19 protein-coding genes are annotated in these 19,072 nt (G+C 46.4%); 17 read left to right on the top strand and 2 right to left on the bottom strand.

Features of this window, described 5'->3' with window-relative positions; all coding sequences use genetic code 11:
• Positions 1–4: 4 nt before the first annotated feature.
• The 14 genes from leuB to QUD86_RS04575 all read left to right on the top strand — a co-directional run bounded on the left by leuB (position 5) and on the right by QUD86_RS04575 (position 14,322).
• Entirely contained in the window at positions 5–1,078 is a 1,074-nt protein-coding gene (gene leuB, locus QUD86_RS04640) for a 3-isopropylmalate dehydrogenase (RefSeq protein WP_286298506.1), read from the top strand.
• Between the two features lie 27 nt (positions 1,079–1,105).
• Positions 1,106–2,257 carry an aspartate-semialdehyde dehydrogenase gene (gene asd / locus QUD86_RS04635; protein WP_286298504.1) on the top strand — a complete coding sequence of 384 codons (1,152 nt, stop codon included), beginning with the start codon at positions 1,106–1,108 and terminating at the stop codon, positions 2,255–2,257.
• 7 nt (positions 2,258–2,264) lie between these two features.
• Positions 2,265–3,665 carry a FimV/HubP family polar landmark protein gene (locus tag QUD86_RS04630; RefSeq protein ID WP_286298501.1) on the top strand — a complete coding sequence of 467 codons (1,401 nt, stop codon included), beginning with the start codon at positions 2,265–2,267 and terminating at the stop codon, positions 3,663–3,665.
• Between the two features lie 26 nt (positions 3,666–3,691).
• A complete protein-coding gene (gene truA / locus QUD86_RS04625) occupies positions 3,692–4,519 on the top strand; it encodes a tRNA pseudouridine(38-40) synthase TruA (protein ID WP_286298498.1) in 828 nt (275 codons plus the stop codon).
• A 45-nt stretch (positions 4,520–4,564) separates the two neighbouring features.
• Positions 4,565–5,239 (top strand): phosphoribosylanthranilate isomerase, encoded by a 675-nt coding sequence (locus QUD86_RS04620; protein WP_286298496.1) that lies wholly within the window; start codon positions 4,565–4,567, stop codon positions 5,237–5,239.
• A gap of 28 nt (positions 5,240–5,267) precedes the next feature.
• Positions 5,268–6,461, top strand: a complete 1,194-nt coding sequence (gene trpB / locus QUD86_RS04615; RefSeq protein ID WP_286298494.1) for a tryptophan synthase subunit beta — start codon at positions 5,268–5,270, stop codon at positions 6,459–6,461.
• Positions 6,462–6,496: 35 nt separating this feature from the next.
• The gene (gene trpA, locus QUD86_RS04610) at positions 6,497–7,294 is read left to right on the top strand and encodes a tryptophan synthase subunit alpha (protein WP_286298492.1); all 798 of its coding nucleotides are present in this window, start codon (positions 6,497–6,499) and stop codon (positions 7,292–7,294) included.
• Between the two features lie 22 nt (positions 7,295–7,316).
• A complete protein-coding gene (gene accD, locus QUD86_RS04605) occupies positions 7,317–8,204 on the top strand; it encodes an acetyl-CoA carboxylase, carboxyltransferase subunit beta (protein ID WP_286298490.1) in 888 nt (295 codons plus the stop codon).
• 5 nt (positions 8,205–8,209) lie between these two features.
• A complete protein-coding gene (gene folC / locus QUD86_RS04600) occupies positions 8,210–9,535 on the top strand; it encodes a bifunctional tetrahydrofolate synthase/dihydrofolate synthase (RefSeq protein WP_286298488.1) in 1,326 nt (441 codons plus the stop codon).
• 3 nt (positions 9,536–9,538) lie between these two features.
• On the top strand, positions 9,539–10,309 hold the full coding sequence (locus QUD86_RS04595) for an SPOR domain-containing protein (protein ID WP_286298486.1): 771 nt from the start codon (positions 9,539–9,541) through the stop codon (positions 10,307–10,309).
• On the top strand, positions 10,309–10,875 hold the full coding sequence (locus QUD86_RS04590; protein WP_286298484.1) for a CvpA family protein: 567 nt from the start codon (positions 10,309–10,311) through the stop codon (positions 10,873–10,875). Before QUD86_RS04595 ends, QUD86_RS04590 begins: the two co-directional genes overlap by 1 nt.
• 4 nt (positions 10,876–10,879) lie before the next feature.
• Entirely contained in the window at positions 10,880–12,418 is a 1,539-nt protein-coding gene (purF, locus tag QUD86_RS04585) for an amidophosphoribosyltransferase (RefSeq protein WP_286298482.1), read from the top strand.
• Between the two features lie 70 nt (positions 12,419–12,488).
• A complete protein-coding gene (locus tag QUD86_RS04580) occupies positions 12,489–13,697 on the top strand; it encodes an O-succinylhomoserine sulfhydrylase (RefSeq protein ID WP_286298480.1) in 1,209 nt (402 codons plus the stop codon).
• 4 nt (positions 13,698–13,701) lie between these two features.
• Positions 13,702–14,322, top strand: coding sequence for a class I SAM-dependent methyltransferase (locus QUD86_RS04575; protein WP_286298478.1), 621 nt, complete (start codon positions 13,702–13,704; stop codon positions 14,320–14,322).
• 3 nt (positions 14,323–14,325) lie between these two features.
• On the opposite strand, the gene QUD86_RS04570 is transcribed toward QUD86_RS04575, so the two are convergent.
• Together QUD86_RS04570 and modB are read right to left on the bottom strand one after the other, a co-directional pair.
• Positions 14,326–15,438, bottom strand: a complete 1,113-nt coding sequence (locus QUD86_RS04570) for an ABC transporter ATP-binding protein (protein WP_286298477.1) — start codon at positions 15,436–15,438, stop codon at positions 14,326–14,328.
• On the bottom strand, positions 15,438–16,088 hold the full coding sequence (gene modB / locus QUD86_RS04565; RefSeq protein WP_286298475.1) for a molybdate ABC transporter permease subunit: 651 nt from the start codon (positions 16,086–16,088) through the stop codon (positions 15,438–15,440). Before modB ends, QUD86_RS04570 begins: the two co-directional genes overlap by 1 nt.
• 110 nt (positions 16,089–16,198) lie before the next feature.
• Here modB and QUD86_RS04560 point away from each other — a divergent pair, with 110 nt between their 5' ends.
• The 3 genes from QUD86_RS04560 (at position 16,199) to QUD86_RS04550 (ending at position 19,037) form a co-directional block, all read left to right on the top strand.
• Positions 16,199–16,540 carry an ArsR/SmtB family transcription factor gene (locus QUD86_RS04560; RefSeq protein ID WP_286298473.1) on the top strand — a complete coding sequence of 114 codons (342 nt, stop codon included), beginning with the start codon at positions 16,199–16,201 and terminating at the stop codon, positions 16,538–16,540.
• Between the two features lie 78 nt (positions 16,541–16,618).
• The gene (gene soxC, locus QUD86_RS04555) at positions 16,619–17,974 is read left to right on the top strand and encodes a sulfite dehydrogenase (protein WP_286298659.1); all 1,356 of its coding nucleotides are present in this window, start codon (positions 16,619–16,621) and stop codon (positions 17,972–17,974) included.
• A complete protein-coding gene (locus tag QUD86_RS04550; protein WP_286298470.1) occupies positions 17,958–19,037 on the top strand; it encodes a c-type cytochrome in 1,080 nt (359 codons plus the stop codon). Before soxC ends, QUD86_RS04550 begins: the two co-directional genes overlap by 17 nt.
• Positions 19,038–19,072 lie beyond the last annotated feature (35 nt).

The following is a 19,072-nucleotide window of genomic DNA, read 5'->3' as shown; positions in this document are numbered from 1 at the left end:
TCCCATGAAAATTGCAGTTCTCCCGGGCGATGGTATCGGTCCGGAAATCGTTGCTCAAGCCGTTAGAGTGCTCAGTGCACTTGGCTCCAAGTTTGACTTAGAAACGGCGCCTGTAGGCGGCGCTGCTTATGATATTTCTGGTCATCCACTGCCGCCTGCTACATTGGATTTGGCAAAAAGCGCTGACGCCATCTTGTTCGGAGCGGTTGGAGACTGGAAATACGACACGCTAGCACGCGAATTGCGTCCAGAGCAGGCGATTCTTGGCTTAAGAAAACATTTGGAATTATTCGCTAATTTCAGGCCTGCAATTTGTTATGACGAATTAACCGCTGCCTCTAGCTTAAAACCCGAGATTGTTGGTGGCCTCGATATCTTGATCATTCGCGAATTGAACGGTGATATTTATTTCGGTCAACCAAGGGGTATTCGTACATCTGAGTTGCCGTTATTTAAAGGCGCTCGTGAAGGTTTTGACATGATGCATTACAGCGAGCCTGAGGTAGAGCGTATCGGTCGAGTGGCTTTTGAAGCTGCCCGACTTCGCAGTAAAAAAGTGTGTAGTGTTGATAAGGCCAACGTCCTTGAAACTTCCCAGCTATGGCGTGAAGTGATGATTCGGGTTGGCAAAGACTATCCGGATGTAGAACTGTCACACATGTATGTCGATAACGCAGCCATGCAACTGGTTAAAGCACCCAAGGCTTTTGATGTGGTGGTAACAGGTAATCTGTTCGGAGATATTTTGTCTGATGAGGCTGCAATGTTAACGGGCTCAATAGGAATGCTGCCTTCCGCTTCATTGGATAAAAAAAACAAAGGCCTGTATGAGCCAAGTCATGGCTCGGCCCCTGATATTGCTGGCCAAGGGATTGCAAATCCACTGGCTACGATCTTATCGGCTGCAATGATGTTACGTTATTCATTAGGAATGCCTTCAGAGGCTGACCGCATTGAAGCAGCTGTGCAGAGTGTTCTTACTCAGGGCTTGCGTACTGCAGATATTCATACTGCTGGCACGCAAAAGGTATCTACCATTCAGATGGGTGATGCGGTAGTAGCAGCACTTTCCAAATAATACAATTTCATTAGATCGTTAATCATCATGTCAAATGCACCATTGGTAGGTTTAGTAGGCTGGCGCGGTATGGTCGGCAGTGTTCTCATGGAGAGAATGTTGGCCGAGAAAGATTTTGATTTGATCGAGCCGATCTTTTTTAGTACTAGCCAGGCAGGGGGTGATGTTCCGCTGTTAAACGGTATAAAAGTAACTAAAACTGAGAATGCTCTCCAAAGTGCAAATGATATTGCTGCTCTAGCCCGTTGCGATATTATTTTGACCTGCCAAGGCGGCGATTACACCAACGATATTTTCCCTAAATTACGCGCAGCTGGATGGCAGGGTCACTGGATTGATGCCGCTAGCGCTTTGCGCATGAGGGACGATGCAGTGTTAATTTTGGATCCAGTTAATCGTACTGTCATTGATAAAGCCTTAGCATCTGGTGGAAAAAATTGGATTGGAAGTAACTGCACCGTTAGCTTGATGATGATCGCCATGGGCGGTCTTGTGAAGGCTGATATGGTGGAGTGGATTAGCGCCATGACATATCAGGCCGCTTCAGGAGCTGGCGCTCAAAATATGCGTGAACTATTGTTGCAAATGGGCGCCTTGCGTGACAGCGTAGCAACGGAGCTGGCCGATCCCTCATCTTGGATTTTGGACATTGATCGCAAGGTAACGAAAACATTGCGCTCCACGGATTTTCCGAAACACAATTTTCGCAATACCGCTTTAGCGGGGAGCCTAATTCCCTGGATCGATGTTCCTGTTGAAAATGGTCAAACAAAAGAAGAGTGGAAGGGCGGAGCCGAATTTAATAAGATCTTGGGTCGCCCTGCATTTAGATCTGAAGGCAGCATTCCTGTAGATGGTTTGTGTGTCCGTGTGGGTGCAATGCGCTGTCATTCTCAGGGCTTAACTATTAAGCTTAAAAAAGATATTCCTCTAAAAGAAATTGAAGCAATTCTTGCAAACGATAATCCTTGGGTCAAGGTAGTACCGAATGATCGAGAAACAACAGAGCGTGAACTTTCTCCTGCGGCCGTTAGCGGAACCTTGACTGTACCCATTGGGCGCTTACATAAAATGGCAATGGGCCCAGAATACCTTGCTGCATTTACCGTTGGTGATCAGTTGCTGTGGGGTGCTGCTGAGCCATTGCGTCGCATGCTACGCATTCTTTTAGAGCGTTAATTCTGAAATGCCCCAATTGAGCTCTTTACGTCTTATCAATCTACTGGCTCTCATTTGGCTCAGTTGGTCATGTACTGCTGGGGCAATTTCATTGGGTGCGCCCAAGCTTTTCTCTAAGGCTGGAGAGCCTCTTAGAGTTGAATTTCCGATTAAAGTGGGAAGCGAAGAGCAGGCTGCATTAGCATCTTTGAGCGTTTTGATCTCTAGCAAGTCATCCTATGATCGCTTGGGTATTTCACAAAAAATACTTGAGTTGAATCCGCAAGCGATGATTTATCGTAATAAGCAAGAGCAGCTCATGGTTTTAGTTGAAACAGTGAGCCCCGTCCCCAATGCCGATGATCCATTTCTAGACTTGTTGGTAACTTTAAGTTGGTCGTCAGGAAGCATCACTAAAACCTACACTCTGCTTTTAGGTGATGCCCAGAAAATTACTGTTAAACCCGGTCAAACTGCGTCAGAAATAGCGTCCCAGTTAGCGCCTCAATTGGGCGGGACTAGTATTGATCAAACGATGCTGGCTCTTTTTAGAGCCAACCCAGACGCATTTGCAAGTGGAAGCATCAACCGCTTAGAGGCGGGTGCCGAGTTAGTAGTGCCAAGTCAAGCGTTATTACGTTCTATTAGCCCTGCTGAGGCCAATCAGTTCGCCGCTGAATCTAATGCCCGATGGCTAGCTGAGCGTGACTCGAGGAGCAATGCATTACCTTCTACTGTTGCTCCAAAAAATGCTGGTGATGAGCCAGTAAAAGATAGACTAAGAATTGGTTCAAATGCTCAGAGCAATTCTGATGAGCAACGATTTACTGAGGACCTGGTTGCGCAGGAAAAGGTTTTAGAGCAAACTCGCGCCAGAGTTGCTGAGCTAGAAAAAAATATTGCGGATTTACAGTTACTGCTAAACCAATCTAAAGAGAAATTAAAAAATCAATCTGGAGCCAATGACACATCTAGTGATATGGGTTTAGCGCCAGCTTTATTGACCTTATCGTTAATGATAGTTACCGCTTTGTTGCTTTGGTTCTTGGCTAAAAATGCCCGTCGCCAAGAGGCGCGTGATTTCTCTGGGCCTAATACTCAATCATCAAATACTCAATCATCAAATAATCTAGTCAATGAAGCATCTGGTACGCATGGCTTAATGCCAGAGCGTGCTAAAGCCCTATTTGCAGGGATTGATTTAGATCTATCCAGTAAACCCATTCAGACCATTGACCCCGATTCAAATCCGCTAGCAGATGCTTTGCGTGTGAAGTTAAATCTAGCTCGTGCCTATATAACGATCGAAGACTTTAACGCCGCTAAAAAATCGTTACATGAGATTGTGTCTATGGGCGCTACGATTGATCCTGTAATTGTGATCGAGGCGCAAGGTCTTTTGGCTCAGCTATCTCATCGCCAAAGTTAGACTTAGACTTAGATTTCAAGTAAAAAATGCGTATCGCCTTAGGTCTTCAATACGATGGCGCTCCTTACTCAGGGTGGCAGTCACAACTCAATCAAGATACAGTTCAGGACCGGCTAGAAAAAGCTATTACTGCATTTGTTGGGGTTGAGGGTACTGAGGGTGCGCCGCCTATTCGTGTAATTACTGCGGGTAGAACGGATACGGGGGTGCATGCCTTGGGTCAGGTTGTGCATTTTGATGTAGATGTTGTGCGTGAAGATTGGTCATGGGTGAGGGGGGTTAATGCTTTCTTGCCCGAATCTATTGTGGTGAATTGGGCTAAGCCTGTTCCGCCAGAATTTAGCGCTCGGTTTTCTGCGTATGAGCGCACTTATATTTATGCATTACATGCAAGCTCTTGCCGCTCTCCGATGACTGCATCTCGTGCAGGTTTTCTGATACTTCCCGCTAATCGTTGGTTTGATATTGATGCGATGAAACAGGCCTCAGAGTGCTTGATTGGTGAGCATGATTTCACCTCATTCAGATCCTCAGAGTGTCAAAGCAAGACCCCAATCAAGACGATGTATTCCATTGAGATAGTTTCAAGTGAACCATGGCTCTATTTCCGCATTAAAGGAAATGCCTTTTTGCATCACATGGTTCGGAATTTGGTGGGGAGTTTTTTGCAAATTGGGCTTGGTAAACAAGGTTCATCTTGGATGGCTGAGGTGCTTCAGGCGAAAGATCGCAGTGTCGCAGCCCCAACTTTCTCGCCCGCTGGCTTATATTTAGCTCAAATTAGCTATCCAGAGCAATTTCAGATACCTGAACCCTGGCTGAAGAATTCTTGGCTTCCAAGGGGCTTACTTTGATTTAAGGGCCCCATTGGCAGCTTTAAAGCGATATCATTTCTAACTATGGGCTTATTAAATAACTCTCCAGGCCGTACACGGGTCAAAATTTGCGGCATTCGGTCACCATCAGACATTGATGCAGCCGTTGCTGCCGGGGTTGATGCCATTGGATTTGTTTTTTATCCACCCAGCCCAAGGGCTGTTAGCCCAAATATTGCTGCCTCCTTGATTTCAAGGCTTCCAGCGGGGGTAGATGCAGTGGGATTGGTCGTTAATGCCTCTAAAGCTGAGATCGATGCCATTCGGGCGGCTACCACGATTACTTTATGGCAGTTTCACGGGGATGAGTCAGCCGCGGATTGTGAGCGCCTTTCTGAGGGTCAGCCTTGGATGAAAGCTGCTCGCGTGGGTCCCCAGTTCGCATTTGATGATTTTTCCCTACAATATAGGCAAGCAAATGCCCTTTTGCTCGATGCCCTAGTTGAGGGTTATGGTGGTGGGGGCATTCCCTTTGATTGGCAAGGAATACCACAAGCATGGATAAGCGCAAACGCGCCTCGGGTCGTTTTGAGTGGTGGATTGAACGTGCACAACGTGGGCGAAGCCATTGCTCGGCTCAAACCTTGTGCTGTTGATGTCTCTAGTGGCGTAGAAATCAGCAAGGGTATTAAAGATCACAACTTGATGAGAGAGTTTATCCAAGCAGTACGAGCAGCAGACGCTAGCTCATCATCCTAAATTTGTTGTAATTAATAACGAGGTATTTATGTACGATAAGCCAGACGCAAGAGGACACTTTGGTCCTTATGGTGGCGTATTTGTTTCTGAAACTCTCATGTTTGCTTTAGATGAGCTCAAAGCGGTCTATGCCAAATATCAATATGACCCTGAGTTTTTGGAGGAGTTTCACTACGAGCTGAAGCACTTTGTGGGTCGTCCATCGCCGGTCTATCACGCTAAGCGCTGGAGTGAAATGCTTGGTGGTGCACAGATTTACTTAAAGCGTGAAGATTTAAATCATACTGGCGCTCACAAAATTAATAATGTGATCGGCCAAGCGATGTTAGCTAAGCGCATGGGCAAGCCGCGCATTATTGCCGAGACAGGGGCGGGCCAACATGGCGTAGCCACGGCAACAATCTGTGCGCGCTTTGGTTTAGATTGCACTGTATATCAAGGCTCTGTGGATGTTGCCCGTCAGGCGCAAAATGTCTTTCGGATGAAGCTATTGGGAGCAAATGTAGTTTCAGTAGAGTCTGGGACTAAAACACTTAAAGATGCTCTGAATGAAGCAATGCGTGATTGGGTTACTAACGTTGACGATACCTTTTACATTATTGGTACCGTTGCTGGCCCGCATCCCTATCCCATGATGGTGAGAGATTTTCAGAGTGTGATCGGTGAGGAATGTAAGGTGCAAATGCCCGAACTCACAGGACGTCAGCCTGACTACGTCATGGCTTGTGTTGGCGGTGGATCCAATGCGATGGGTATTTTTTATCCCTACATTGACTTTCCACAAGTTCAATTAATTGGTGTTGAGGCTGCTGGTCATGGCTTAAATACCGGCCTGCATTCTGCCGCACTATGTGTTGGAAAGCCAGGCGTGTTGCATGGTAATCGCACCTACTTATTGCAAGATGAAAATGGTCAGATATCAGAGACCCATTCAGTGTCAGCTGGTATGGACTATCCAGGTGTTGGTCCCGAGCATGCATGGCTAAAGGATTCAGGTCGTGCAGGTTATGTAGCAGTGACCGACGAAGAGGCTTTGAAAGCATTTCATGACTGCTGTCAAATTGAGGGCATTATTCCTGCCTTAGAGTCCGCACATGCGATTGCTTACGCTTGTAAATTAGCCCCGACACTTTCCAAAGATAAAACAATCTTGGTCAATTTATCTGGTCGCGGTGATAAAGACATGCATACCGTTGCTCAAGCAACAGGCTCTGAAGGCTAAGCCTTTTTCTCTATACAAACGAACTGCGTATTCCCATGTCAAAAATTAGTGCCGTATTAAATCAGTTAAAAATCGATGGTAAAAAAGGGCTCATTCCTTTTATTACTGCTGGCGATCCCCAGCCTGGCTTAACAGTAGAGTTAATGCATGCATTAGTCAGAGGCGGGGCTAACGTCATTGAATTGGGCGTTCCTTTTTCTGATCCTATGGCTGATGGGCCAGTTATCCAGAGATCTTCTGAGCGGGCACTTTCTCAGGGCGTCACATTGCATAGCTGCCTTGAAATGGTCAAAGAGTTTCGTAAGCTCGATTCAGAAACGCCGGTTGTTTTGATGGGCTACGCAAACCCAGTAGAGCAAATGGGTGCAGAGCGTTTTGCTAATGAAGCTAAGGCTGCCGGTGTAGACGGCGTGTTGATTGTGGATTATCCGCCTGAAGAGTGCGTTGATTTTGCGTCACGAATGCGTGTTGCCGGTGTAGACCCTATTTTTTTACTGGCACCGACTTCATCGCTTGAGCGCATTAAGGATGCTGCAAAAATAGCTTCTGGCTATATTTATTACGTGTCCATGCGCGGTGTTACTGGATCGTCGAACCTAAACACTGCCGATGTTGCCAGTAATATCCCCAAAATCCGAGAGGCTACTTCCATACCGATTGCGGTCGGGTTTGGTATCAGCGATCCAGAAAGCGCGCGAATAGTGTCTAAAACAGCAGATGCAGTGGTTATTGGCAGTCGAATTATTCGACTTTTAGAGGATTCACCCCCAGGTCAGGCAGTACAATCGCTTGAAGCTTTTATACGCGAAATTCGCGTTGCCTTAGATAGTTAACGTACTGGATAGTGAAGAATGTATGAGCTGGATCGATAAATTATTACCCCCTCAAATTCAGCATACTGATCCCGCTAATCGCAAATCAGTTCCCGAAGGTTTATGGGTCAAATGCCCTAGTTGTGAAACTGTTCTTTACAGTACTGACATTGAGGCCAACCTATCGGTTTGCCCTAAATGTAGTCATCACATGCGCATTGGTGCGCGTCAACGACTGGATGGCCTACTTGACCCTAAGGGCCGATACGAAATTGGGGCAGATATTTATCCCATGGATCCCTTGAAGTTCAAAGATTCAAAAAAATATACTGATCGTCTGAAAGAGGCAAGTGATGCCTCCGGCGAATCTGAGGCACTGATTGTGCTTGGTGGAAAAATTGAGGAAATCCCCGTTGTTGTTGCCTGTTTTGAATTTCAATTTATGGGTGGCTCAATGGGCTCCGTTGTTGGTGAGCGTTTTGCGAGAGGTGCTCAAGAAGCAATCGCAAAGAAATGTGCCTTTATATGTATTGCCGCTACCGGTGGTGCACGTATGCAAGAAAGTTTACTTTCTCTTTTTCAGATGGCTAAAACCAATTCAATGTTGACGCTCTTATCTAAAAAAGGCTTACCCTATATCAGTGTCTTGACCGATCCCACTATGGGTGGAATCTCTGCTAGCTTTGCCTTTATGGGTGATGTTGTGATGGCAGAGCCAAAAGCATTAATTGGTTTTGCTGGGCCTCGCGTAATCGAGCAAACTGTACGTGAAAAATTGCCTGAAGGATTTCAACGGTCTGAGTTTTTAATGCAAAAAGGAGGCATCGATATGATCGTCGATCGACGCCAAATGCGCGGAGAAATCGCGCGCTTGCTAGCGCTATTACAGCGCTTACCTGAGCCGGTCGCCTCTGTCAGTGCAGCCGTTTAAAGTACTTGAGTACCGCACACCAAGCCCCATTATTGTTCTCTAGCTTAGAGGCTTGGCTCAGCCATCTTGAAACTGCCCACCCCATGGGTATTGACATGGGACTTGATCGTATTAATCGGGTCAAAAGTGCACTTGGGCTTGTTTTTAGCTGCTCAGTAATCACTGTTGCCGGTACAAATGGCAAGGGCTCTACCTGCGCATTTTTGGAAAGCATCCTTCTGTGCTCTGGTTACAGGGTGGGTTGCCATACCTCACCCCATTTATTGGTCTTTAATGAACGTGCTCGTCTTAATGGTGAAGTTGTAAAGGATGCTCTTTTGCTTGAGCACTTTGCTGCAGTTGAAAAAGCGCGAGTGAGCTTGGTAGATGCCCCCACATTAACGTATTTTGAATTTACAACTTTAGCCATCATGCACTTGTTTGCAAAGGCCAATCTCGATATAGTCATCCTCGAAGTGGGTATGGGCGGACGTTTAGATGCTGTCAATATTGTGGATGCTGACTGTGCCATCGTGACCAGCATTGATATTGATCATGCAGATTTTTTAGGGTCAACTAGAGAAGCAATTGGACTTGAGAAGGCTGGTATTTTTCGCTCAGGTCAAATCGTTGTTTGTGGAGATCCCATGCCACCTGAGTCGTTGATTCACTATGCAGATAAGTTAGGCTGTGATTTATGGTTACAGGGAAGGGACTATAACTTTCAAGGCGATAAGCAGCAGTGGGGCTGGGCAGGGCGTGAAAAGCGCTTTAGTGGATTGGGCTATCCAGCTTTACGGGGCGCGAATCAGATTCTGAACGCCTCTGCTGTGATAGCTGCATTAATGGCTCTGCATCAGCGTCTACCGGTTAGCGCCCAAGATATTCGGAATGGCTTCGCTCTTGTTGAATTACCAGGTCGGTTTCAGGTTTTACCAGGCCAGCCAACCATAGTATTAGACGTAGCTCACAACCCACATGCTGCTGCAACGTTAGGGCAGGGCTTGGATAAGATGGGCTTTCATCCTTATACCTACGCTATTTTTGGGGCCATGGCCGACAAAGATATTGGCGGCGTGATTAAACCGTTGTTAGGCAGCATTGATTTTTGGTTTTGCACTGATCTACCCACAGCCAGAGCTGCGAGTGCTGTAGTTTTAGCCGAGAAACTTCAAGGCCTCGGCGTTTTAGCTCAAAACGGAACTGATGGAGGTATTGAGTGCTTCCCAAACCCTGCTGCCGCGTATCAAAAAGCCCTCTCGAATGCGGGTGAAGGTGATAGAATAGTAGTCTTCGGATCTTTCTATACAGTAGCCGGTGTAATGGCTTACCGAAATAACCAGGCCCATTGACCCATGATTCGTTTATCGAGATTTTTTAAGCGAAACCCAGAGACTGAGGAGTTCGACAAAGCCTCAGAGCTTGGCCGACGCTCTTCGAAAAGAATCGCTCCACGTAGTTTCCAGCGCGCTCAAGAAAATGAAGCCTTAGCATTTACTGAGGATCCAGAGCGCCAGCGTGCTCGTCATCGTTTGATCGGTGCAGCAGTACTAGTACTCATTGCGGTCATTGCACTTCCTCGTATCTTAGACAGTAAGCCCAAGTTAAACAGTAACGATATCGCCGTAAATATTGTCACTAGCCTTCCCGTCATCAGTGCGGCGCCTGAAGACACGTTAAATCCAGCTTTGCTAGATTCTGCTGTCAAGGGCAAGCAATCGTCAGCATCAAAAGAGCCGGGGGCTTTCATGCCTTCACCAGAAACAAAGCCTGCTCCAGCACAAAGTAAATCTAGCTCAATAGGGCTAATTGCTGGCGAAGAGGTGGTTCCAGCATCAAATTTGAAGGCAAAAAGTGAAGAGCCTGTTAAAAAGTCCTCCGCTACTGGTAAGTTTGTTATCCAGATTGGTGTCTTCGCATCAGAAGAGCGCGCAAAAGGTTGGATTGCAAAAATGAAAGCTCAGAACATCCCAAATTACGTGCTCAATAAAACAGGTGCCGATGGCGTCAAATTATATGTTTTAAGGGCTGGCCCTTTTGCAGATAAAGATGCGGCTGAAGCTGCAGAGAAAAAAGTAAAAGAGATGGGGCTTTCACCGAGACTTGTTGAGGTTGGCGCACCTTAATGGAAATAATCTCCACCTTGCATTTAACTACGGTGGATTATTTCACCTTAGTTGTTCTGCTGCTTTCTGCGCTGGTGGGTATTTCCCGCGGTCTTTTCAAAGAGGTTTTGGCTCTCGCATCTTGGTTTGTTGCTGCATGGGTCGCCTATCACTACGCCAACTATTTAGCAACCGAGTGGCTATCAACTTTTCATATGGAAGAATTGCTTAGTTTGGGCGTTGGTTTCATCATTTTATTTATTTTGTCTTTGGTGCTATGTGGAATTATCGGCGGCGTCATTCAGAAAATTATTTTGTCAGTGGGGCTAAGTCTGACTGATCGTTTCTTAGGCCTTATCTTTGGCTTGGTTCGCGGTGCTTTGATCGTAGTGGTAGCGGCTACGTTAGCGGCGCTTACACCCATTCCTCAAACGATGGCTTGGCAAAAAGCGTTAACTCGTCCTGCAATTGAAATGGCAACTGGCTTGATCAAAGGATGGCTGCCTGCTGATTGGGCGAAGCAACTGGGTGATGCTGTACCCAAAGTAATTCCAACATTGACACCTTCTTTAACAATAGGGATATAGGCTTATGTGCGGCGTTATCGGAACTGTTTCCCACTCCCCTGTTAATCAACTCATTTATGACGCCTTGTTGCTTTTGCAACATCGTGGCCAAGATGCGGCCGGTATGGCCACCATGAATGGCAATTCTTTTACGATGCACAAGGCCAATGGTTTAGTGCGAGATGTCTTTAGAACGCGCAATATGCGCAGTCTCGTCGGGAGCGCTGGTATTGGTCAGGTTCGTTATCCAACAGCTGGCTCGGCTAGTAGTGAAGAAGAAGCCCAACCATTTTATGTCAGTGCGCCTTATGGCATTATTTTGGCGCATAACGGCAACCTCACCAATGCTCCAAGTCTGCGTGTTGAAATGGCCTATCGAGATCGTCGGCATATCAACACGAACTCTGACACTGAGGTGTTGTTGAATGTATTAGCTGATGAGCTTCAAAAAGAAACCAATAGTGCCGCGCTTGATGAGGGCGCAATGTTCAATGCAGTAACTCAATTAACGAAGCGGGTTAAGGGTTCCTATGCCGTTGTTTCTTTAATTGCCGGCTATGGTTTATTGGCATTTCGGGATCCATTTGGAATACGGCCTTTGTGTATTGGTCGTATTGACACTAGCAAGGGCCCAGAGTGGATGGTTGCCTCAGAGTCTGTGGCACTTGAAGGTCTTGGCTTTACATTCGTCCGTGACGTTAATCCTGGTGAAGCAATTTATATTGATCTGGATGGTAATTTCTCTGCGCGTCAATGCGTACCTAACGCCGTACTCACGCCTTGCATCTTTGAATATGTCTATATGGCACGTCCAGACTCCACCATTGATGGGGTGACCGTTTATAACGTTCGGATGCGCATGGGAGACTACCTTGCCGAGAAAATTCGTAAAGAAACCAATGTCGACGAAATTGATGTAGTGATGCCTATCCCTGACTCTAGTCGTCCAGCTGCAATGCAAGTCGCCAAGCGCTTGGGTGTAGATTATCGCGAAGGGTTCTTTAAAAATCGTTATATAGGCCGCACTTTCATCATGCCAGGCCAAGCCGTTCGCAAAAAGTCAGTGCGCCAAAAGCTCAATGCCATGCGCATTGAATTTAAAGATAAAACAGTATTAATCGTAGATGACTCTATTGTTCGCGGAACAACTTCGTTTGAAATTGTGCAAATGGCACGTGAATCAGGGGCTAAAAAAGTGATTTTTGCCTCTGCTGCACCTCCAGTGCGGTTTCCGAATGTATACGGTATCGACATGCCAACCCGGAGTGAGTTGGTGGCCTACGGACGTACAGATGAAGAAATTAACAAAATGATTGGCGCCGATCAATTGATCTATCAAAGCGTCGAGGACATGAAGCAAGCCGTAATGGACATCAATCCGAATATTCAGCATTTTGAAGCCTCCTGTTTTGATGGTCACTACGTCACTGGTGATATCAATGATTCATATTTAGATGCTTTAGAGGCCGCTAGAAATACCTCAGAGGCAAAAGCCGACCGTCAGCGCGACTCTAGCGACTTTGCACGTTCGCAGCTGCACTTGCATTTGGCTACGGAAGACTAAAAGCAGGCCTTAAATTGCCCCCGATATTTCCATCTGGGGCAATTCTTCAATTCGGTGTCAAAATAAGGGTATGAAAAGCAAAACTACCCGAGCAAAGCCTGATTTATCAAAACTGGCAATAGAAACCCTAGCGGTTCGTGCCGGTACCCGTCGCACCGCTGAATACCAAGAGCATTCAGAGGCGATGTTCTTAACGTCCAGTTTCTGCTTTGATAGCGCTGAACTTGCAGCGGATGGGTTTGCTCATGCAGATCAGGGTTTTATTTATTCCCGTTTCACCAACCCAACTGTCAGTATGTTTCAAGATCGCTTAGCGGCACTAGAGGGGGGTGAGGCTTGTATCGCCACCTCTTCAGGTATGGCTGCTATTTTGACCTTGGCAATGGCTCATCTTCAATCTGGTGACCACGTGGTTTGTTCGCGTTCTGTATTTGGGGCCACCATTCAGTTATTCACCAACATCATGGGTCGCTTTGGCATCACCACAACTTATGTCGACCTCACTGATACTAAGGCATGGCAAAGTGCTGTCCAAGCAAATACCAAATTATTTTATTTAGAAACACCATCCAATCCTTTAACGGAGATCGCAGATATTAAAGCGATTTCTAAGATCGCTAAAAAAGCAAATGCGTTATTTGCTGTTGACAATTGTTTTTGTACACCTGCGTTACAAAAACCACTGGCACTAGGTGCAGATATTGTGATTCATTCCGCTACAAAATATTTGGATGGACAAGGGCGTGTTGTTGGTGGAGCGATTGTGGGCAGCAAAGACTTTATTATGGGTAAAGTGTTTCCGTACGTGAGAACGGCTGGCCCTACGTTATCTGCATTTAATGCATGGGTTTTTCTAAAGGGCTTAGAGACTCTTGACTTGCGTATGAGGCAGCAAAGCCAAAATGCGCTAGCTATAGCGCAGTGGCTAGAAAAGCAGCCTGGTGTTGAGCGTGTCTATCATCCCGGATTAAAATCGCATCCCCAATATGCCCTAGCCAAGCGCCAGCAGAAAGCGGGCGGGGCGATCTTGTCTTTCACTATGAAGGGCGGAAAAAAAGCGGCCTTCAAATTAATTAATCAAACAAAGTTGTGCTCTATCACTGCTAATTTAGGGGATACGAGAACCACTATTACGCACCCAGCTACCACCACGCATTGCAGGGTGAGTCCAGAAGCGCGTAAAGCTGCAGGCATTACCGATGGCCTGGTCAGAATTGCTGTGGGACTTGAGAATATTGTGGACCTGAAGAATGATCTTGTTGGTGGCTTGAAGAAATAAATCAGTGGGTTTTTTAGATGCCACTGATTTTTGGAATGCTCGGTTTAATAAACCAGAGTTTATCTTCGGCCTTGAGCCCAATGAGTATTTAGTTCAGCAAAGTAATGCCCATCTGACAGCTGGTCAGAAAATCCTCTGCATCTCTGATGGTGAAGGGCGCAATGGTGTGTGGCTCGCCAAGCAAGGAATGCGCGTTACTGGGTTTGATGTTTCAGATATTGCCTTGGCTAAAGCAAGGCAATTTGCGCTGGAAAGCAAAGTCACTGTTCAGTACAGTCTGTGCGATACCGATAGTTTTGATTGGGTTAAGGATAACTATGATGCGGTTGCGGGCATCTTTATACAATTTGCCGATCCAGAAATGCGTGCACGTATTTTCAAACAGGTTTACCAAGCTCTAAAACCAGGTGGCATTTTTATTCTTCAAGGTTATACGCCCAAGCAGTTGGAATACAAAACAGGCGGCCCCTCTTTAATGGAGCACCTTTATACCGAAGAGATGATTCGTGAACTTGCGAGTGATTTTGAAATTCTAGATTTATGTTGTTATGAAAAATCACTTTCAGAAGGCGCCAGACATAGCGGTATATCTGCCTTACTAGGCTTGGTAGCCAAAAAGATTTAGCTCCTAAGTCGATTCTTGAAAGCGGCGCGGGTCGTTAATAGGGCGCAGCGGCATGATGTGAATTTGCTTGGCATCCATTTCAATCTGCATGAGGCTATCTACCCTCATGTCTAGGCGCTTTATTTCGGCAGTAGACGCTTCCCAGGTAATTCGGATTTCACTATTTTCTATGCGCAATTGAATGACAGCAATTTGCCCAAGGCTACTTATTTCTTCAACGATAGCAGCGATGCCGGTCTTCGAAGATTCGCGGTGCAGGCTTAAGCCACTTTGGGGGATAACCCAGGCAACCTGTGAATGAGGAGGGATCTTTCCTTTATCCACAACAGAAAATAATTGATTACATCCATCCCAGGACAGTTCACCCGAGTTGAATTTTCCTTGAAATATATTGCTGATACCGACTAGCTCTGCAACACGAGAGTTTCTGGGTTTAGTAAATAATGTTTGTGGCGCAGCAGTTTGTAAGCCAATACCTTGATCGATCACGGTAATGCGATCAGCTAATAAATCAGCCTCTCGCAAATCATGAGTCACCAATAGCATGGGAATATTTAAATCGATGCGTATGTCAGCCAGCGTCTTATATAAGCCCAAGCGTGTTGGTGTATCTATGGCGGAAAAAGGTTCGTCCAGCAAGAGGATTGACGGTTTTCTTGCTAATGCCCTAGCCAAACCTACTCGTTGCTGTTGTCCGCCGGATAGTTGGTGGGGCATGCGTTTAGAAAGCTGCCCAATACCCATACGCTCTAACCATTGGGCAGCAAGCTGCTTGCGTCTCGCAGCTGTTAACTCGATATTTTGCAGGGCGATGATGACATTATTTAATGCAGATAAGTGTGGAAAGAGGGCGTATTGCTGAAACAGAAATCCACAGCAGCGATCCTTAGCGGCAAGTGAACTGTCAACTCGGCCTGCACGATCAGTACTCAACCAAATTTGATCATTGCATTCAATATTTCCAGTTGCCGCCTGATTCAGTCCGGCGATCGTTCTTAAGATGGTCGTTTTACCACTCCCGGAGGGCCCCACAAGAGCATGCACTTCTCCAGGCGCACACTCTAAAGTAATTTGTAGGAAAACTGGCGCAGTTTGATTAATTTTGACTTTGAGCATTACCTCGCTCCGTGATGGTGAGGCTGACTTCGTCCAAGAACGCCATACGATATGGCAATCGCAATTAAAGAGATGCTTAACAGCAGGAGGGCTAATACTCCCGCGCCGGATGTGTCAAAACTCTGAACTCGGTCATAGATAGCAATAGAGGCTGTTTTTGTTTCCCCGGGTATGGCGCCACCAACCATGAGGATCACCCCGAATTCTCCTAGGGTATGGGCAAAGGTAAGGACAGCTGCATTGGTGATTCCCCTCCAAGAGAGAGGCAGCTCTATCAAGTAAAAGATTTGCCATTCGCTTAAACCGCTCACCTGTGCTGCCTCACGAATTTCTGGGTTGATCGCTTCAAAAGCCCGCTGGATTGGCTGTATAGCGAAGGGGATGTTTACCAGTAGGGAGGCAATCAAGATGCCTGTAAAGGAAAAAACCATTGGTACGCCAAATAGTGTTTGGTTACTAAAGCTAACTAAAAAATAGTAACCAAGTACGGTTGGGGGAAGAACTAAGGGCAAGGCAAGGGCGGCTTCGATCCAAACTCTACCTGTTTGCATTCTGACTAGGCGGTGTGCGACCCAGATCCCAAGGGGCAGCATGATCGCTACGGTCCAAAAAGACAGCTTCAGAGAAAGGAGGATTGCTTGGATGTCCATCAGTTTGGATTGTATTGGCTTTAGGGTTTGCCACTATAGAACTATTGCAAGTCAAGGTGTTTAATATGCATAAATACGCACATACACATACGTACATATAATCATTTTTAATGAATCTAAAGTCAAAAGTTCAAAAAGCCACAAAAGATCTCTCGCCAGAGGCAATGGAGATTATCTTTACGAGGGTTGCTGAGTACTTTTCAGTACTGTCTGAGCCATCACGCCTACGCATTATGTATGCCGTCTGTAGCGGAGAAAAATCAGTATCGCAAGTACTGGAACTCTGTGGCACCAGTCAGGCAAATGTCTCGCGCCATTTAGCCGCCTTGCATCAAGCAGGAATTTTATCTAGGCGAAAAGAGGGCGTTACTGTTTTTTACTCTATTCAGGACAGTGCAACCCTAGAGATGTGTCAAACAGTTTGCGCAAAAATTGCTGAGAGTTTGCACTAGTTGCGTTGTAATTACTCAATTTATAAAAATCAAATGACCAAAAAACACTTCGAAATTAGTAAGCAAGATATTCACCTTGTGGAAAAGCCTAGTCATCGCGCACGTTTAGTAAAAGCTCCAGAGCATTTTGTACCGCAGAGCTTGATTGCTGAAATTAATTCGGACGGCCTTGATGAAAATCGTCGTGGATTTCTGCGCAAGGGCTTTATGTCTGCCTTAGCTGGTACCTCAGCCGGTCTTGCTGCGCCGTTTGCCTTTGCTTCTGGCGAGGGTGATCCTGCAATTTTAGAGAAGCAGGAGTGGCAAACTACATTAGGAAAAAATGTAGCAACTATGCCTTATGGGATTCCATCGATCTACGAGGCGAACCTCATTCGACGTGAGTCACCGGGCCTCACTCGAGTATCTGCCGCATCGGTAGCTTTCACCCCATTACAAGGGCTGTTTGGAACGATTACTCCGAATGGTTTACATTTTGAGCGTCATCATCAGGGTTGGTATAACTTGAACCCTGAGACCCATCGTTTAATGGTAAATGGTCTAGTGAAGAATCCACGTGTTTTTACGATGAATGATTTGATGCGCCTGCCTTCAGTATCACGTACGCACTTTATTGAATGCGGCGCGAACACGGGGTTGGAGTGGGGCAACGTAGCTGTACCTACGGTTCAGTACACCCATGGCATGCTTTCTTGCTGCGAATTTACCGGCGTACCTCTATCTGTCCTCCTGCAAGAATGTGGCGCAGATTTGAAAAAAGGGAAGTTCCTCTTAGCTGAGGGTGGCGATGGGTCGGGCATGACTCGTACTATTAATTTAGACAGTGCCTTAAATGACACGATTGTTGCTTGGGCCATGAATGGCGAAATGTTGCGCCCAGAAAATGGCTTTCCACTGCGCTTAGTTGTGCCTGGTGTTCAGGGCGTTAGTTGGGTGAAATGGCTGCGTCGTCTAGAAGTTGGTGATATGCCATGGAATTCGAAAGATGAAGCTGTTCACTATATTGACTTGATGCCTAATGGAGAGCACCGTCAATTTACTTCTGTTCAAGAATGTAAATCTGTTATTACAACGCCATCCGGTGGCCAGCAATTGCTAGACAAAGGTTTTTATAATGTCAGTGGCATGGCCTGGTCTGGTCGTGGCAAAGTCAAGCGGGTAGATGTGTCATTTGATGGAGGTAACAATTGGCGCACAGCTCGTCTAGAGACGCCTATTCTCACAAAATCAATTACCCGATTTAACATCGACTGGGTCTGGGATGGCTCACCCGCGATCTTACAATCCAGGGCGGTAGATGACACTGGATACATCCAGCCATCTATCAAGACTTTGCGTGATGTTCGTGGTACTCGATCCATCTATCACAACAATGCGATCCAGTCCTGGAAATTAGATACTAATGGTGAGGTTAGCAATGTTCAAGTTGGCTAAATTAAAAACCCATCTAGGGTTAGCAGCACTCCTTTTAGTGCATTCTCATTGGAGCTTTGCCCAGTCGGACAGTACCAAATTTTCCGGCATTGGAAGAGTGGCTACCCCCGCCGAAGTGGCTGCTTGGGATATTGATGTCCGTCCCGACTTTAAGGGTTTGCCTAAAGGATCTGGCTCTGTAGAAAAAGGCCAGGTAATTTGGGAGGCTAAATGTGCCAATTGTCACGGCACCTTTGGTGAGTCTAATGAAATCTTCACTCCCATTGCTGGCGGCACAAGCAAAGAAGACATTAAGAATGGTCGTGTTGCGTCTCTAAATGATATGAAGCAGCCACAGAGAACGACTTTGATGAAGGTTTCTACGGTTTCAACCTTATGGGATTACATCTATCGTGCAATGCCTTGGAACGCGCCAAGATCCCTCTCACCAGATGATACTTATGCCTTAGTCGCCTTTATCCTCAGTCTTGGGGAAATCGTTCCTGATGACTTTGTGTTGGGTAACGCCAACATTGCTGGGGTAAAAATGCCCAACCGAAATGGCATGACCACAAAGCACGGAATGTGGACTGTTACTGGAAAACCAGACGTCAATGGCAGCAAATGTATGCAGAACTGCGTTCCTTTTGTACAGATCGGCTCGACCTTGCCTGGTTTTGCTAGAGATGCTCATGGCAACATCGCTGACCAAAATCGTACTTATGGGCCTTACCGAGGCGCAGATACCACTAAGCCACCTATCAGCGCTTTACCCAGCTCAAGTGGTCTAGCGATCATTTCTGCCGCTCAGGCCAGCCCAGCCGCACCTAAAAGCCCGTCTTCGCTATTTAAAAGCGAAAATTGCTCTGCCTGTCATGCTTTGAGCTCCAAATTAGTTGGCCCCTCCATCACGGAAGTAGCGAAAAAGTATGAAGGCCAAAGCGGGGCCCAGGAGAAGCTTATGACAAAGGTCAAAATGGGTGGGGCAGGCGTTTGGGGTGCCATTCCGATGCCTGCGTATGCTCAACTATCAGATGATGATCGCAAGGCCTTGGTGTCTTGGATGCTATCCGGGGGTAAATAAGTAGCTGGTGCGCCAATATTGCACGCTGTTTTGGT

Origin of the sequence: Polynucleobacter sp. TUM22923 (genome assembly GCF_030295705.1) — a bacterium.
Classification (GTDB): Bacteria; Pseudomonadota; Gammaproteobacteria; order Burkholderiales; family Burkholderiaceae; genus Polynucleobacter.
The sequence above is the reverse complement of the archived record's forward strand: the minus strand, read 5'-3'. Positions and strand labels throughout refer to the sequence as shown.